The sequence below is a fragment of the Serratia sp. EC4 genome (genome assembly GCF_059652115.1).
Genome location: NZ_JBNIDE010000010.1, coordinates 13,629 through 28,206, shown reverse-complemented (window position 1 = coordinate 28,206; position 14,578 = coordinate 13,629). Strand labels below are relative to the sequence as shown.

Sequence of the window (14,578 nt, the reverse complement as noted above, 5' to 3'; positions counted from 1 at the left end):
CATTTAATTATTCATCAGAGAAATCAACTATGCCGACCAAGCGTCTTCCATCATTCGCGGCCAAGCAGGGCCGCCTCCCCGTCAGCGCGTTAGCGATCACCGTCGCCGCGGCGCTGGGCACGCTGGCGATGCCGGCCTTTTCCGCCGACGCCAAATCGTCCGCCAAGGAAGACACGATTACCGTTGTGGGCGGCAGCAATGCCGCCCAGCAGGAAAGCGCCTGGGGGCCGGTCGGCACCTATGTCGCCAAACGCAGCGCCACCGGAACCAAAACCGATACGCCGATCGAAAAGAACCCGCAGTCCGTTTCCGTGGTGACGCGTGAAGAGATGGACATGCGCCAGCCGGATACGGTGAAGGGCGCGCTGGCCTATGCGCCGGGCGTATTCGCCAGCCGCGGCAGCTCCACGACCTATGACGCGGTGGCAATCCGCGGCTTCCCGGCTACCAACACCACCCAGTATCTGGATGGCCTGCGGTTGCTGGGCGACAACTACAGCGAAGCGTCCATCGATCCTTATTTCCTCGAACGCGCCGAGCTGCTGCGCGGCCCGGTCTCGGTGCTGTACGGTAAAAGCAACCCGGGCGGTTTGGTCTCGATGGTCAGCAAGCGGCCAACCACCGAGCCGCTGCGCGAAATCCAGTTCAAAATGGGTACCGATAACCTGTTCCAGACCGGTTTCGATTTCAGCGACGCGCTGGACGATCAGGGCATTTATTCCTATCGGCTGACCGGCCTGGCGAAAGACAGCGATACGCAGCAGAACATGAGCAAAGAGAAGCGCTATGCGATCGCGCCATCCTTTAGCTGGCGCCCGGATGACAAAACCAACTTCACGCTGCTGGCCAACATTCAAAACGATCCCTATACCGGTTATTACGGCTGGTTGCCGAAGCAGGGCACGCTGATCCCGTTGCCGGACGGCAGCAAATTGCCGACCGATTTCAACGAAGGCGAAGCCAGCAACTATATGGCGCGCAAGCAGCGGATGATCGGGTACAGTTTCGAACACGCCTTCAACGATACCTGGGCGGTGCGCCAGAACCTGCGTTATATGCAGGTGGACACCGATATGAAGAGCATCTACGGATTCGGCTTGTCATCACCGACGACGATCAATCGCGCTTACGTTCAGTCGAAAGAGCACCTGAACAATTTTGCGGTTGATACTCAGGCGCAGGCGAAGGTGAAAACCGGCGATATCGACCATACGCTGTTGTTTGGCGTAGATTATTCGCGTATGCGCAACGATATCAATTCCGACTATGGTTCCGCAGACGGCCTGAGTATGACCCAGCCGCAGTATGGCAATGATGTGGTCAATATCAACTTCCCATACAAGTACTTGAACCGTCAGGAGCAAACCGGCCTGTATGTGCAGGAGCAAGGGGAGTGGAACCAGTGGTTGCTGACGCTGGGCGGGCGCTATGACTGGGCGAAAACGTCGGCCAATAACCGCGTTCTCGGGTACACCAACGAACGCTCCGATGGGCAGTTTACCTGGCGCGGCGGATTGAATTACCTGTTCGACAACGGCGTGACGCCGTATTTCAGCTACAGCGAGTCGTTTGAACCGACCCTCGATACGTCAATCAATGGCCAGACCTTTAAGCCCTCGATCGGCAAGCAGTATGAAGCCGGTGTGAAATACGTGCCGAAGGATCGCCCAATCGTGCTGACCGGCGCGCTGTACCAGCTGACCAAGAACAACAACCTGACGCCGGATCCGGATAACGCGCAGTTCAGCGTGCAGAGCGGCGAGATCCGTTCGCGCGGTGTGGAGCTGGAAGCCAAGGCGGCATTGAATGCCAACGTCAACCTGATCGCCTCCTATACCTATACCGATGCGAAGTACACCAAGGACAATACCTATCAGGGCAAACCGACCGTCGAGGTGCCGAAACATATGGCGTCGCTGTGGGCGGATTATACCTTCCACGAAACGGCGGTGAGCGGCCTGACGCTGGGTTCCGGCGTGCGTTACGTCGGCTCCAGCTCGAGCTTCAACAGCGATAACTCCACCTTCAAGGTGCCGGACTACACGCTGGTGGACGCGACCATTAAATACGATCTGGCGCGCTTTGGCCTGCCGGGCTCGTCCGTGGGCGTCAACATCAATAACCTGTTCGACAAGACCTACGTGTCGAGCTGCTACCGCGACTACGCCTGCTACTGGGGCGCAGAACGCCAGGTGGTCGCCACCGCAACCTTCCGTTTCTAACCGGATAGCCGGGGCGGCGCCGCGTCGCCCCGGACAAAGCAGGATCTATGCAGGACAAACTTCTTAATCCCGGCGCGACCTTCGCGCTGGATAACGCCAGTTTCGCCGTCCCCGGCCGGGTGCTGCTGCAACCGCTGTCGCTCAGTTTTCCCCAGGGCAACGTCTGCGGCCTGATCGGCCATAACGGTTCCGGTAAATCCACCCTGTTGAAACTGCTCGGGCGGCACCATGCGCCCAGCGGCGGCCAGGTACTGCTCAATCGGCAGCCGTTGGCGCAGTGGGACAGCAAATCCTTCGCCCGCCAGGTGGCCTACTTGCCGCAACAGTTGCCGGCGGCGGAAGGCATGACGGTGCGCGAACTGGTGGCCGTCGGGCGCTATCCGTGGCATGGCGCGCTGGGGCGTTTTGGCGCCAACGATCGCCAATTGGTGGAAGAGGCCATTTCACTGGTGGGGCTGAAGCCGTTCGCCAACCGCCTGGTGGACAGCCTGTCCGGCGGCGAGCGCCAACGCGCCTGGCTGGCGATGATGGTGGCGCAGGACAGCCGCTGCCTGCTGCTCGACGAACCGACCTCGGCGCTGGACATCGCGCATCAGGTTGAGGTGTTGGCGCTGATCCAGCGCCTGAGCCGCGAACGCGATCTCACGGTGATCGCCGTGCTGCACGACATCAACATGGCGGCGCGCTACTGCGACCATTTGGTGGCGCTGCGCGGCGGTGAAATGATCGCCCAGGGCGGCCCGCTGGAACTGATGCAGGGGCCGGTGCTGGAGCAAATTTACGGTATTCCTATGGGCACGTTGCCGCACCCGAGCGGCGGCGCGCCGGTGAGTTTTGTCTACTGATGTCCTCTGCATTCACTTCTTCTCACGATCCGCTGCGCCGCCGTCTGTTGATGGCGCTGGCGCTGTCGCCGCTGTTGGGATCGTGGCCCGGGCGGGCGGCGGATACGCCGCCGGATATCGCGCGCGTTGCGGCGCTGGAATGGCTGCCGATCGAGCTGCTGTTGGCATTGGGCGTGACGCCGCTGGCGGTGGCCGATGTGCATAACTACAACCTGTGGGTGGCGGAGCCGAAGCTGCCGGCGACGGTGGTCGACGTCGGCCAGCGCACCGAACCTAACCTCGAACTGCTGCAGCAGCTCCAGCCTTCGCTGGTGTTGCTGTCGCAGGGCTATGGCCCGACGCCGCGCAAAATCCAACCCATCGCGCCAACCATGAGCTTCGGCTTCAACGACGGCAGCGGCAAACCGCTGACCGTCGCCCGTCAGTCGCTGCTGGCGCTGGGCCAGCGGTTGGGCATAGAAAGCCGGGCGGTAAACCACCTGGCGCAGTTCGACAGTTTTATGCAGGACGCGCGTCAGCGTCTGCAAAGCTACACCCACCAACCGTTGCTGCTGTTTTCACTGATCGACACGCGTCATGCGTTGATCATCGGCCAGAAAAGCCTGTTCCAGGAAGCGATGGACCAACTGGGCATCCGCAATGCCTGGCAGGAGCCAACCGACTTTTGGGGCACGGCGGTGGTGGGGATTGAACGGTTGGCCACGGTGCGTAACGCCCGGGTCATCTATCTCGATCACGGCAATCAAGCGATGATGGACAAGGTCAGCGCGACGCCGCTGTGGCAGTCATTGCCCTTCGTGCGGCAAAACCAGCTGCGGCAGGTGCCGGCGGTGTGGTTCTATGGCGCCACGCTGTCGACGATGCGGTTTTGCCGCCTGTTGGCGCAGGCTCAGGAGAGTGCGGCATGAATGCGGGCATCCGGAAATTGCCGCTGACGCTGATCCTGCTGTTGCTGGCGGCGGCAGGTGGCCTGACGATATACAACCTGACGCAGCAGCTGCCGCCGGCGCAATGGGCCCGGGCGCTCAGCGCGCCGGACATCGACGACGTGCGGCAAATGCTGTTCCATTACAGCCTGCTGCCGCGGTTGACGGTGTCGCTGTTGGCCGGCGCCGGCCTGGGGTTGGTCGGCGTGCTGTTCCAGCAGGTGTTGCGCAATCCGTTGGCGGAACCGTCGACGCTCGGCGTGGCCGCCGGCGCGCAGCTCGGCCTGACCATCGCCACGCTGTGGGTGCTGCCGGGGGGCGAATTCACCCGCCAGCTGGCCGCTATGGTGGGCGCGATTGTGGTGGGCGGGCTGGTGTTCGGCGTCGCCTGGGGCAAGCGCATGTCGCCGGTCACGCTGATTCTGGCCGGGCTGGTGTTGGGGCTGTACTGCGGCGCGGTCAACAGCCTGTTGGCGCTGTTTCATTACGATCAGCTGCAGGGCATGTTCCTGTGGGGCACCGGCGCGCTGAACCAACAGGATTGGAGCGCCGTACAGTTCCTCCTGCCGCGTTTGCTGGTGGCAGGCCTGCTGGCGGCGCTGTTGCTGCGCCCGCTGACGCTGCTGGGGCTGGACGACGGCGTGGCGCGCAACCTGGGGTTGGGGCTATCGATGGCGCGCTTCTGCGCCCTGGGGGTGGCCATTATCTTCAGCGCCATGCTGGTGAGTGCGGTGGGCGTTATCGGCTTTATCGGCCTGTTTGCGCCGCTGATGGCGAAGATGCTGGGCGCGCGCCGCCTGGCGCACCGCATGATGCTGGCGCCGTTGCTGGGGGCGCTGCTGCTGTGGCTGACCGATCAGGTGATGCTCGGGGTGACGCAGGTGTGGCGCGAGATCCCGACCGGCGCGGCCACTGCACTGTTCGGCGCGCCGCTGCTGTTGTGGCTGCTGCCGCGTTTGCGCAGCGCCGCTACGCCGCCGCCGATGAACCTTGGCGACAAGGTGCCTGCCGAGCGCGGGAATCTGCCCGGCTGGATCCTGCTGGGGGGCCTCGTATTGCTGATCGGCCTGACGCTGGTGCTGATGCTGGGCAAAAATGCCAGCGGTTGGCACTGGAGCCTGGGTGCGGAACTGGATTCCCTGCTGCCGTGGCGCTGGCCGCGGGTGCTGTCGGCGCTGGCGGCGGGCATGATGCTGGCGGTCGCCGGCACGCTGATCCAGAAATTGACCGGCAACCCGATGGCCAGCCCGGAAGTGTTGGGCATCAGCTCCGGCGCCGCTTTTGGCGTCGTGATGATGCTGTTTATGGTGCCGGGCGACGCCTTCGTTTGGCTGCTGCCCGCCGGCAGTTTGGGGGCGGCCGCGACGCTGCTGATCATCATGATCGCCGCAGGCCGCGGCGGTTTCTCGACTGAGCGCATGTTGCTCGCCGGTATCGCGCTCAGCACCGCCTTTACCACCGTCATCTTCCTGCTGTTGGCCAGCGGCGATCCGCGTATGGGGGGCTTACTGACCTGGCTCTCCGGTTCAACCTATTCGGTGGAGCCGGCGCAGGCGCTGCGCACCGCGCTGGTGGCCGCCGGCCTGATGGTATTGGCGCCGCTGTGCCGCCGTTGGTTGACCATCTTGCCGCTCGGCGGCGCCACCGCCCGCTCGGTGGGGATTGCGCTGACGCCGGCGCGGTTGACCATTCTGTTGCTGGCCGCCACGCTGACCGCCATGGCGACCCTGACCGTGGGGCCGCTGAGCTTTGTCGGGCTGATGGCGCCGCACATGGCGCGCATGTTGGGCTTCCGCCGCGCGCTGCCGCAGATGGTGATCGCCGCGCTGTTGGGCGGTTTGCTGATGGTGTTTGCCGACTGGTGCGGGCGGATGCTGCTGTTTCCGTATCAGATCCCTGCAGGGTTACTGGCGACCTTTATCGGCGCGCCGTACTTCGTTTATCTGCTGCGTAAGCAGACGTCGTAAGCTTCATCCCTACTTTGCTTTCTCCGCCATCAAGGGCCCAGCGTTGCTGGGCCTTTTTTCAACGCCTTGCAAGGCGTTGCGTGCCGCTGCGCAAGAAAGACATTTAACGTGAAAAGGAACGCGGGAAGAGAGGAGGAGGTGAATATACTGCGGGCGGGTGCTCTGGATCTTTGTCTCTGGAGCCCGTGCGAAAGATACAAAGAGAAAAGCCCCGAGTCGATATCCATCAACCCGAGGCCTACTCTAACGCATCACAACGTTAAGTTAGCCTCTTACCCGCCGCGAGGCAAGGAGAAGAAGGCATGATGCCGAACAAACGGAGCCTGTTAAAACTGGTGGTTATTTGTGCCACGGTAATATCACTGGCATGGATAACCCGCAGCACGCTGTGTGAGCTGCGTATCCGATCGGGCACTACGGAGGTTGCGGCCATTTTGGCTTACGAATCCGAACGGTAAGGCAACCCGGCGGCGGGGGCTTTGCCTCCGCTTGCCGGCAGTCGATGCGTTGATCCATGAGCACCCATCTGCTCAAAAAAAACGGCGAGCCCAGGCTCGCCGTTTTCATGTTGATGTCGGGGCTTATTTCAGGCCGGCGGCATCGCGCAGCAGTGCGGCTTTGTCGGTCGCTTCCCACGGGAAGTGCTCGCGGCCGAAGTGGCCGTAGGCGGCGGTTTCGCGGTAGATCGGCTGCAGAAGATCCATCATCTGGATCAGGCCGTATGGGCGCAGATCGAAGAATTCGCGCACCAGCAGCGTCAACTGTTCGGTTGGCACTTTCTCGGTACCGAAGGTTTCCACCATGATGGAGGTCGGTTCCGCTACGCCGATAGCGTAAGACACCTGAATCTCGCAGCGATCGGCCAGGCCGGCGGCGACGATGTTTTTCGCCACGTAGCGCGCCGCGTAAGCCGCGGAACGGTCAACCTTGGACGGATCCTTACCGGAGAAGGCGCCGCCGCCGTGGCGCGCCATGCCGCCGTAGGTGTCGACGATGATCTTACGGCCGGTCAGGCCGCAGTCGCCCATCGGGCCGCCGATAACGAAACGGCCGGTCGGGTTGATGTGGTATTTGGTGCCCGCCGTCAGCCATTCCGCCGGCAGTACCGGCTTGATGATCTCTTCCATCACCGCTTCTTGCAGATCTTTCAGCGAGATGTCTTCTGAGTGCTGGGTGGACAGCACCACGGCGTCGATGCCGACGATTTTGCCGTCGTCGTACTGGAAGGTCACCTGGCTCTTCGCATCCGGGCGCAGCCACGGCAGGGTGCCGTTTTTACGCACTTCGGACTGGCGCTGCACCAGACGGTGCGCGTAGGTGACAGGTGCAGGCATCAGCACGTCGGTTTCGTTGGTGGCGTAGCCAAACATCAAGCCCTGATCGCCGGCGCCTTGCTCGAGAGGATCGGTACGATCAACGCCCTGATTGATATCCGGGGATTGCTTGCCGATAGCGCTCAATACTGCACAGGAGTTGGCGTCAAAGCCCATGTCCGAATGAACGTAGCCGATCTCGCGCACGGTCTTGCGGGTGATCTCTTCGATATCGACCCAGGCGCTGGTGGTGATTTCACCGCCGACCAGGACCATGCCGGTTTTCACGTAGGTTTCGCAGGCGACGCGCGCCTTCGGATCTTGTTCCAGGATGGCGTCGAGGACGGCATCGGAGATCTGATCGGCGATTTTATCGGGATGTCCTTCGGAGACGGATTCGGACGTGAAGAGGTGTTTAGCCATTGTGTTCTTTACCTTGCATAAGACGGGTTAGAAATTACTGCACAGCGCTGGAGATCCGGCATCGAAGCGAAGGGTCTTCCGCTGATGGCGCGAGATGCATCCTGCAACGCCCCTCAGGCAAAGCCGTTAAGCAGTTTATCAGTTAACCAGTATAGATGGATTAACATCTGGACGTCTATTTTAGGTCAGGGTTTAGCCAGATTGCCAGTAATTTTTTGCGCTTTCGCTCTTTTGCGCAAACGGGTTGGCGCCATTTTCATCGCTTGAAACAGTTTTCGGCGAATTTTCATTTTGCTTTTTCACCTGCTTACCGGTATAAACTGCGCGCGCGGTTCATTTGCTGCACAGTACGGCGGTCTGGCGTGGTGGAAGGTGCGATTAACTTCCGCTTTGCATTCGCCGGCGTTGCGCTATTATCCGTCGCGGGCGTTCGCCGTAAGCGCCGCCGCTTCATCGAACGGTCACGTTCTTACACTATTTTTAGAGGCTGGGTCGTTCACTCCGAACGGCGCGCGTGGAGGTGGTTGGATTAATGATCCGTTGTCTACCGGTTGTTGGTTCTCAACAGCAGTGCCGTTCTGGCGCACATTCTTCTGCTATTTCCCGTCTTGTCTCTCTGTCACTTACCAGGTGCGATAAACACTTGGCCGCTACTCAGGATTCTCGGGCCGGCTAACGGTCGTCTGAAGAACTGAACAAGGGTAGCCTGCAGCCTTCCTGTGGGATGTTTCTTGGCCCGATTCACGAGGTTTGAACAGGGTGTCTTACAATTATATGAGTGATAAACCGATCGCTGACCGCGAACGGCAGTTCTCTTCGCTGCCGCCGGCGCGGCTTGTTGGGTTGTTCTCGCGGGTTGTAGCTGCGATAGTGGCTGACGGTTTCGTCAGTAGGGAATGTGAGGCGAACCATGTCTGATGATCTGTTGATTCACCGTCCGCCGGTTGCGGGCGAGTCTTTATCTTTGCGCTCCATGCAGGAGGTTGCCATGAATGATCGTAATGCCAGCAAGATGCTGCGTACTTATAACGTCGCCTACTGGGGCAACAATTACTATGACGTCAACGAGCTGGGCCATATCAGCGTGTGCCCGGATCCGGATGTCCCGCAGGCGCGCGTCGATCTGGCAGAACTGGTGAAAACGCGCCAGAAAGACGGCCAACGTCTGCCGGCGCTGTTCTGCTTCCCGCAGATCCTTCAGCATCGCCTGCGTTCGATCAACGCCGCGTTCAAACGCGCGCGTGAATCCTTCGGCTACCAGGGCGGTTATTTCCTGGTGTATCCGATCAAGGTGAACCAACACCGCCGCGTGATTGAATCGCTGGTGAATTCCGGCGAACCGCTGGGACTGGAAGCCGGATCCAAGGCCGAGCTGATGGCGGTGCTGGCGCATGCCGGCATGACCCGCTCGGTGATTGTCTGTAATGGTTATAAAGATCGTGAATACATTCGCCTGGCGTTGATCGGGGAAAAGCTGGGGCACAAGGTGTACCTGGTGATCGAGAAAATGTCCGAGATCAACCTGGTGCTGGAAGAGGCCGAACGGCTGAACGTCATACCGCGCCTGGGCGTGCGTGCGCGTCTGGCATCGCAAGGCTCCGGCAAATGGCAGTCGAGCGGCGGCGAAAAATCCAAGTTCGGTCTGGCGGCGGTGCAGGTGCTGAAGCTGGTGGAAACCCTGCGTGAAGCGGGCCGCCTCGACAGCCTGCAGCTGCTGCACTTCCACCTGGGTTCGCAGCTGGCCAACATTCGCGACATCGCCACCGGCGTGCGCGAATCGGCGCGCTTCTACGTTGAGCTGCACAAGCTGGGCGTCAACATTCAGTGCTTCGACGTGGGCGGCGGCTTGGGCGTCGACTACGAAGGCACCCGTTCGCAGTCCGATTGCTCGGTCAACTACGGCCTGAACGAATATGCCAACAACGTGATTTGGGGCATCGGCGACGCCTGTAACGAACACGGCCTGCCGCACCCGACGGTGATCACCGAGTCCGGCCGCGCCGTGACCGCGCACCACACGGTGCTGGTCTCCAACGTGATTGGCGTCGAGCGCAACGAATTCAGCGAACCGCAGCCGCCGGAAGCCGACGCGCCGCGCGCGCTGGAAAGCATGTGGGAAACCTGGCTGGAAATGAACGAGCCGGAGAACCGCCGCTCGCTGCGCGAATGGCTGCACGACAGCCAGATGGATCTGCACGACGTGCACACCCAATACGCGCACGGCATGCTGGACTTGACCAAGCGCGCCTGGGCCGAGCAGCTGTATCTGAACATCTGCAACAAGATCCAGCAGCAGCTCGATCCGAGCAACCGCGCACACCGCCCGATCATCGACGAGCTGCAAGAGCGCATGGCGGACAAGTTCTACGTCAACTTCTCACTGTTCCAGTCGATGCCGGATGCCTGGGGTATCGACCAGCTGTTCCCGGTGCTGCCGCTGGAAGGGCTGGATAAACCGCCGGAAGGCCGCGCTGTGCTGCTCGATATCACCTGCGACTCCGACGGTACCATCGACCATTACGTCGACGGCGACGGCGTGGCGACCACCATGCCGATGCCGCCGTACGATCCGGAGAACCCGCCGGCGCTGGGCTTCTTCATGGTCGGTGCGTATCAGGAGATCCTCGGCAACATGCACAACCTGTTCGGCGACACCGCCTCGGTTGACGTGTACGTGTTCCCGGACGGCAGCGTCGAGACCGAGCTGTCCGACGAGGGCGACACCGTGGCGGATATGCTGGAGTACGTGCAGCTCGATCCGAGCGCGCTGCTGTCCAAATTCCGCGATCAGGTCAAAGAAACCGATCTGGACAGCGAGCTGCAGGCGCAGTTCCTGGAAGAGTTTGAGGCCGGTCTGTACGGTTATACGTATCTGGAAGACGAGTAACCGCCTTCTTCATGGGGGGCGATATCGGCCCTCTTGAAGCATGGATAAAATGCGGCCATAATCTGCCGTATCGGTAGCACCGAAACACACATCGAATAAATCCCTTTCTCGTCGGGCTAACGACGCGGGAGGGATTTTTTTTTGTAACGGCCCGGCGTCTGCGCCCGGCAACTTGTTGAACTACGAGGGTTTACTATGAGCACCTTAGGCCATCAGTCCGATAATTCATTAGTGTCCAACGCCTTTGGTTTCCTGCGCTTTCCGCTGAACTTCATGCCTTACGACAGCGATGCAGAGTGGGTCATCACCGGCATTCCGTTTGACATGGCGACCTCCGGTCGCGCCGGCGGCCGTCATGGCCCGGCGGCCATCCGCCAGGTGTCCACCAACCTGGCCTGGGAAGGCAACCGTTGGCCGTGGAGCTTCGATCTGCGCGATCGTCTGAACGTGGTTGACTGCGGCGACATCGTGTTCAACTTCGGCGATGCGCAGGACATGAGCGACAAGCTGCAGGCGCATGCGGAGAAACTGCTGAAGGCCGGTAAGCGCATGCTCTCGTTCGGCGGCGATCACTTTGTCACCCTGCCGCTGCTGCGCGCGCACGCCAAGCATTTCGGCAAGCTGGCGCTGGTGCACTTCGACGCCCATACCGATACCTACGCCAACGGCAGCAAGTTCGACCACGGCACCATGTTCTATCATGCGCCGAACGAAGGCCTGATCGACCCGCATCACTCGGTGCAGATCGGCATTCGCACCGAGTTCGATCACGACAATGGCTTTACCGTACTGGACGCCGCGCAGGTGAACGATCGCAGCGTGGACGACCTGCTGACTCAGATCAAGGGCATCGTCGGCGATATGCCGGTGTACCTGACCTTCGACATCGACTGCCTGGATCCGGCGTTCGCACCGGGCACCGGCACGCCGGTGATCGGCGGCCTGACCTCCGATCGCGCGCTGAAACTGGTGCGCGGCATGCAGTCGCTGAACATCGTCGGCATGGACGTAGTGGAAGTGGCGCCGGCTTATGATCAGTCCGAGATCACCGCGCTGGCCGCGGCGACCCTGGGTCTGGAAATGCTGTACCTGCAGGCGGCCAAGAAACACGCCTGACGCTTGGCCACGCCTCGCTGAAAAAGCGGCTCTCATCGTATGGGGCCGCTTTTTTTATTTCTTTTTTCGCCATCCGTGCGGCGATTTTCAGTCTGTTGCAACGCCTTTGCGCAATTTTGCGCAGAAATGAAGCGGAGTCAGTAAAAAGGAATCGGGATAACGGGGAGGATGAATATACTGCGCGCGGGTGCTCTGGATCTTTGTATCTAGAGTCTGCGTGAAAGGTACAAAGAGAAAAGCCCCGAGTCGATATTCATCAACCCGAGGCCTACTCTAACGCCAGCAACGTTAAGTTAGCCTCTTACCCGCCGCGAGGCAAGGAGAAGAAGGCATGATGCCGAACAAACGGAGCCTGTTAAAACTGGTGGTTATTTGTGCCACGGTAATATCACTGGCATGGATAACCCGTAGCACGCTGTGCGAGCTGCGGATCCGATCGGGCACTACGGAGGTTGCGGCCATTTTGGCTTACGAATCCGAACGGTAAGGCAACCCGGCGACGGGGGATATCCCCCGTCTGCTGGTTGTTGGCGTCCAGATCCATGAGCACCCTCTCAACGCGTTCGGTTTGCCGCCGTAGAACACGGTGAAACGGATTTATGCCCGTTTCACCTGCCGCGTCAGCAACATACGGCTAAACAGCGCGCCGCCCGCCAGCAGCGTCAACAGCTGTGAGGCAATCAGCACCGCAAAGCCCGAGGACACCTTGCCCTGGCTGGCCATCACCATGCCCATCGCCATCGGCACGAACGCCGAGAACAGATTGCCGATGCCGTTGATCAGCCCATAGGCGCTGCCGACCGCCTCCTGCCGCGCATAATGCTGCAGCAGCGTGGGGATCGCCGCGCCCTGCGCACCCCAACAGGCGTTGGCCGCCAGCAGGAAGAAGGCGATCCAACCAAGCTGATGGCTGTTCATTACGCCATAGATGCACAGTGCGGTCGCCGCGCCGCCAAAGACGAAGATCAGCGGCGCCTGATAGGGGCGGATACGATCGAGCAACGCGCCGCCGAGGTATTTGGAGGCGATGCTGACGATGAACGGCAGCGCCGCCATCCAGCCCATTTGCTTGATGGAGAACCCTTTTTCATCGGTCAGGTAAGCCGGCAGCCAGGCGCTGGAGCCCCACAGGTAGCTGAGCGTGGCGATCTCGATCAGCAGGATCCAGCCGAGCATCGGCGTGCGCCAGGCCAGCGCGAAGGTGTGCCAGACGCGGCTTAGCACCGGTTGCGAATCGGCAGGGCGTGAAGATGAGGGTAAGGCGAGCGGATGAATGAACAACCGCACCAGCGCCAGGCCCAGCAGCAGGTTGAGCAGCGCCAGCAGGTGAAACGACATCGCCCACCCGAAGTGCGCCATCAGAAAACTCACCAGCGGAAAGCCGAGCACCAGCCCCAACGAGACGCCCAGCGCGCTGACCGCGTTGGGCTTGCCGCGCTCGTCGGCGGCGAAATGATCGCTGATGTACATGGTTTTCAGCGAGAACAGCGGCCCTTCGCTGACGCCAAGCAGCGCGCGCACCGCGCACAGCAACAGCAGCGATCCCGCCAGCGGCGAGGCGGCGGTGAGCAGCGCCCACAGCACCACGCTCAGCGTCAGCGCGCGGCGGTAACCCATCAGCGTTTCCAGAAACGGCGTCAGCAACATGGCGGACAGGCCGTAACCGAGTAAAAACACCGTCATCAGCGTGCCCTGGTGAGCGCGGTCACCGCCGAGTTGAAAGTGTTGCAGGAAGTCGGGATTGACCAACATCACGGCGATATTAACCCGATCCGCATAGGCGATAACGATCAGAAACAGCAGGGCGAGCACCCCAAACCAGCGTTGACGTTGTTGCACGGCGCGTTCCTCAGTGCGAGCGGTTGACGAATTCAGGCAGCAGTAAACTCACCCGAGGATGCCATTTGGCGCAAACGCGGGGATGGGGCTGATTGATGTAAATTTATTGTTATCAAATAGGGTGTGAATGACAGAGAGAAAACACTTTTACGCGCAATTCGCCGCAGAGATCAACGCGTTTTTTGCCATAAATTAGCGAGGGAGCGCACAACTGACATAGGTTTTTCATATCGGTGCATGATTTCGTGATCCTTCCCGCATTTGTCATTTTTAAACAACCTTTCATTAACATTTGCTGTTCCGCTCGCTTGACGAAAGTTTCGCCAGACTTATAGTGGCTGTATTAAATAAGAAACTGAGTTTCATATATGAAACAATCAGATAGAGGATAAAAGCAATGAGCTGGAAGAATGTGTGCGAAGTGTCTCAGGTGAAAGAAGATTTTCCTTTCTCCGGCAAAGTGGAAGGAAAAGAGATCGGGGTGTACCTGCTCGACGGTAACTACTACGCGCTGGAAGACGTCTGCCCGCATGCTTATGCCTTGCTCAGCCAGGGGTTTGTAGACGACGGCAAGGTTGAGTGCCCGCTGCACGAAGCGCTGTTTGACGTGCGTACCGGCCAGTGCCTGCGCGAGCCGGGCGGCCGAGATCTGCAAACCTATCCCACCCGGGTGGTCGACAACCAAATCCAGATCACCTTTATCGCGGAGGAGTAATCATGCAGCACATCACCGATTTCAATCCCTGGCTGCCGGACACCCAACAAGTGACGCCGGCCCGCGAAGGCGGCAACGGCCAAATCCATCAGCCGGGCCAGTTCCGCAATGTCATCTGGCAAAACCGCGCCCGGGTGCCGGACGGTTTCGAAACCGCGCTGGTGGCGGCGCTGGAAACGATCTTCGATCAGGGGGCGGAAGAGCTGGAGCAGATCGTCAGCGCGTTGAATCAGCGCCGCCTGTTCGATCGCAGCGGCCAACCGTGGAATGAGGCGACGTTCCGCGAATTCCTTCACGTTAACGGTTTCTGAGCGACACCCGGGAG

General features: G+C 60.5%; 13 protein-coding genes. 11 read left to right on the top strand and 2 right to left on the bottom strand.

Annotation, left to right across the window (positions count from 1 at the left end; translation table 11 throughout):
* Window positions 1–29 precede the first annotated feature (29 nt).
* From fhuA to ACP39K_RS21135, 5 genes are all read left to right on the top strand, one after another.
* Window positions 30–2,222: a ferrichrome porin FhuA gene (gene fhuA, locus ACP39K_RS21155; protein ID WP_048796843.1), complete on the top strand. Its 2,193-nt coding sequence runs from the start codon at window positions 30–32 to the stop codon at window positions 2,220–2,222.
* A gap of 47 nt (window positions 2,223–2,269) precedes the next feature.
* Window positions 2,270–3,067 carry a Fe3+-hydroxamate ABC transporter ATP-binding protein FhuC gene (gene fhuC, locus ACP39K_RS21150; protein ID WP_016930054.1) on the top strand — a complete coding sequence of 266 codons (798 nt, stop codon included), beginning with the start codon at window positions 2,270–2,272 and terminating at the stop codon, window positions 3,065–3,067.
* Window positions 3,067–3,975 carry a Fe(3+)-hydroxamate ABC transporter substrate-binding protein FhuD gene (fhuD, locus tag ACP39K_RS21145; protein ID WP_033639413.1) on the top strand — a complete coding sequence of 303 codons (909 nt, stop codon included), beginning with the start codon at window positions 3,067–3,069 and terminating at the stop codon, window positions 3,973–3,975. The genes fhuC and fhuD overlap by 1 nt, the downstream gene beginning before the upstream one ends.
* Entirely contained in the window at window positions 3,972–5,960 is a 1,989-nt protein-coding gene (gene fhuB, locus ACP39K_RS21140; RefSeq protein ID WP_497008815.1) for a Fe(3+)-hydroxamate ABC transporter permease FhuB, read from the top strand. The genes fhuD and fhuB overlap by 4 nt, the downstream gene beginning before the upstream one ends.
* 305 nt (window positions 5,961–6,265) lie before the next feature.
* Entirely contained in the window at window positions 6,266–6,418 is a 153-nt protein-coding gene (locus ACP39K_RS21135) for a Hok/Gef family protein (protein ID WP_004937610.1), read from the top strand.
* A gap of 123 nt (window positions 6,419–6,541) precedes the next feature.
* On the opposite strand, the gene metK is transcribed toward ACP39K_RS21135, so the two are convergent.
* On the bottom strand, window positions 6,542–7,696 hold the full coding sequence (metK, locus tag ACP39K_RS21130; protein ID WP_016926681.1) for a methionine adenosyltransferase: 1,155 nt from the start codon (window positions 7,694–7,696) through the stop codon (window positions 6,542–6,544).
* Window positions 7,697–8,228: 532 nt separating this feature from the next.
* On the opposite strand from metK, the gene yqgG reads away from it, so the two are divergent.
* From yqgG to ACP39K_RS21110, 4 genes are all read left to right on the top strand, one after another.
* Window positions 8,229–8,372, top strand: coding sequence for a small protein YqgG (gene yqgG / locus ACP39K_RS21125; protein WP_464017219.1), 144 nt, complete (start codon window positions 8,229–8,231; stop codon window positions 8,370–8,372).
* 234 nt (window positions 8,373–8,606) lie between these two features.
* Complete coding sequence (gene speA / locus ACP39K_RS21120; protein ID WP_028127388.1) at window positions 8,607–10,583, top strand: biosynthetic arginine decarboxylase; 1,977 nt, start codon at window positions 8,607–8,609, stop codon at window positions 10,581–10,583.
* Window positions 10,584–10,778: 195 nt separating this feature from the next.
* The gene (speB, locus tag ACP39K_RS21115; RefSeq protein WP_004937606.1) at window positions 10,779–11,699 is read left to right on the top strand and encodes an agmatinase; all 921 of its coding nucleotides are present in this window, start codon (window positions 10,779–10,781) and stop codon (window positions 11,697–11,699) included.
* A gap of 334 nt (window positions 11,700–12,033) precedes the next feature.
* Window positions 12,034–12,186: a Hok/Gef family protein gene (locus ACP39K_RS21110; protein ID WP_004937610.1), complete on the top strand. Its 153-nt coding sequence runs from the start codon at window positions 12,034–12,036 to the stop codon at window positions 12,184–12,186.
* A 110-nt stretch (window positions 12,187–12,296) separates the two neighbouring features.
* On the opposite strand, the gene ACP39K_RS21105 is transcribed toward ACP39K_RS21110, so the two are convergent.
* Window positions 12,297–13,538: an MFS transporter gene (locus tag ACP39K_RS21105; RefSeq protein WP_089185016.1), complete on the bottom strand. Its 1,242-nt coding sequence runs from the start codon at window positions 13,536–13,538 to the stop codon at window positions 12,297–12,299.
* Window positions 13,539–13,935: 397 nt separating this feature from the next.
* Here ACP39K_RS21105 and ACP39K_RS21100 point away from each other — a divergent pair, with 397 nt between their 5' ends.
* Both ACP39K_RS21100 and ACP39K_RS21095 read left to right on the top strand, forming a co-directional pair.
* A complete protein-coding gene (locus ACP39K_RS21100) occupies window positions 13,936–14,253 on the top strand; it encodes a non-heme iron oxygenase ferredoxin subunit (RefSeq protein ID WP_004937614.1) in 318 nt (105 codons plus the stop codon).
* Between the two features lie 2 nt (window positions 14,254–14,255).
* On the top strand, window positions 14,256–14,564 hold the full coding sequence (locus tag ACP39K_RS21095; RefSeq protein WP_004937617.1) for a recombinase-like helix-turn-helix domain-containing protein: 309 nt from the start codon (window positions 14,256–14,258) through the stop codon (window positions 14,562–14,564).
* The last annotated feature ends 14 nt before the right edge of the window (window positions 14,565–14,578 follow it).

What these genes read in the sequence shown, in the direction of transcription:
- fhuD (WP_033639413.1), top strand. Translation starts at nt 3,067, where the DNA reads ATGTCCTCTGCATTCACTTCTTCTCACGATCCGCTGCGCCGCCGTCTG.
- fhuC (WP_016930054.1), top strand. Translation starts at nt 2,270, where the DNA reads ATGCAGGACAAACTTCTTAATCCCGGCGCGACCTTCGCGCTGGATAAC.
- speA (WP_028127388.1), top strand. Translation starts at nt 8,607, where the DNA reads ATGTCTGATGATCTGTTGATTCACCGTCCGCCGGTTGCGGGCGAGTCT.
- ACP39K_RS21095 (WP_004937617.1), top strand. Translation starts at nt 14,256, where the DNA reads ATGCAGCACATCACCGATTTCAATCCCTGGCTGCCGGACACCCAACAA.
- ACP39K_RS21110 (WP_004937610.1), top strand. Translation starts at nt 12,034, where the DNA reads ATGCCGAACAAACGGAGCCTGTTAAAACTGGTGGTTATTTGTGCCACG.
- speB (WP_004937606.1), top strand. Translation starts at nt 10,779, where the DNA reads ATGAGCACCTTAGGCCATCAGTCCGATAATTCATTAGTGTCCAACGCC.
- ACP39K_RS21135 (WP_004937610.1), top strand. Translation starts at nt 6,266, where the DNA reads ATGCCGAACAAACGGAGCCTGTTAAAACTGGTGGTTATTTGTGCCACG.
- fhuA (WP_048796843.1), top strand. Translation starts at nt 30, where the DNA reads ATGCCGACCAAGCGTCTTCCATCATTCGCGGCCAAGCAGGGCCGCCTC.
- fhuB (WP_497008815.1), top strand. Translation starts at nt 3,972, where the DNA reads ATGAATGCGGGCATCCGGAAATTGCCGCTGACGCTGATCCTGCTGTTG.
- yqgG (WP_464017219.1), top strand. Translation starts at nt 8,229, where the DNA reads ATGATCCGTTGTCTACCGGTTGTTGGTTCTCAACAGCAGTGCCGTTCT.
- metK (WP_016926681.1), bottom strand. Translation starts at nt 7,696, where the DNA reads ATGGCTAAACACCTCTTCACGTCCGAATCCGTCTCCGAAGGACATCCC.
- ACP39K_RS21100 (WP_004937614.1), top strand. Translation starts at nt 13,936, where the DNA reads ATGAGCTGGAAGAATGTGTGCGAAGTGTCTCAGGTGAAAGAAGATTTT.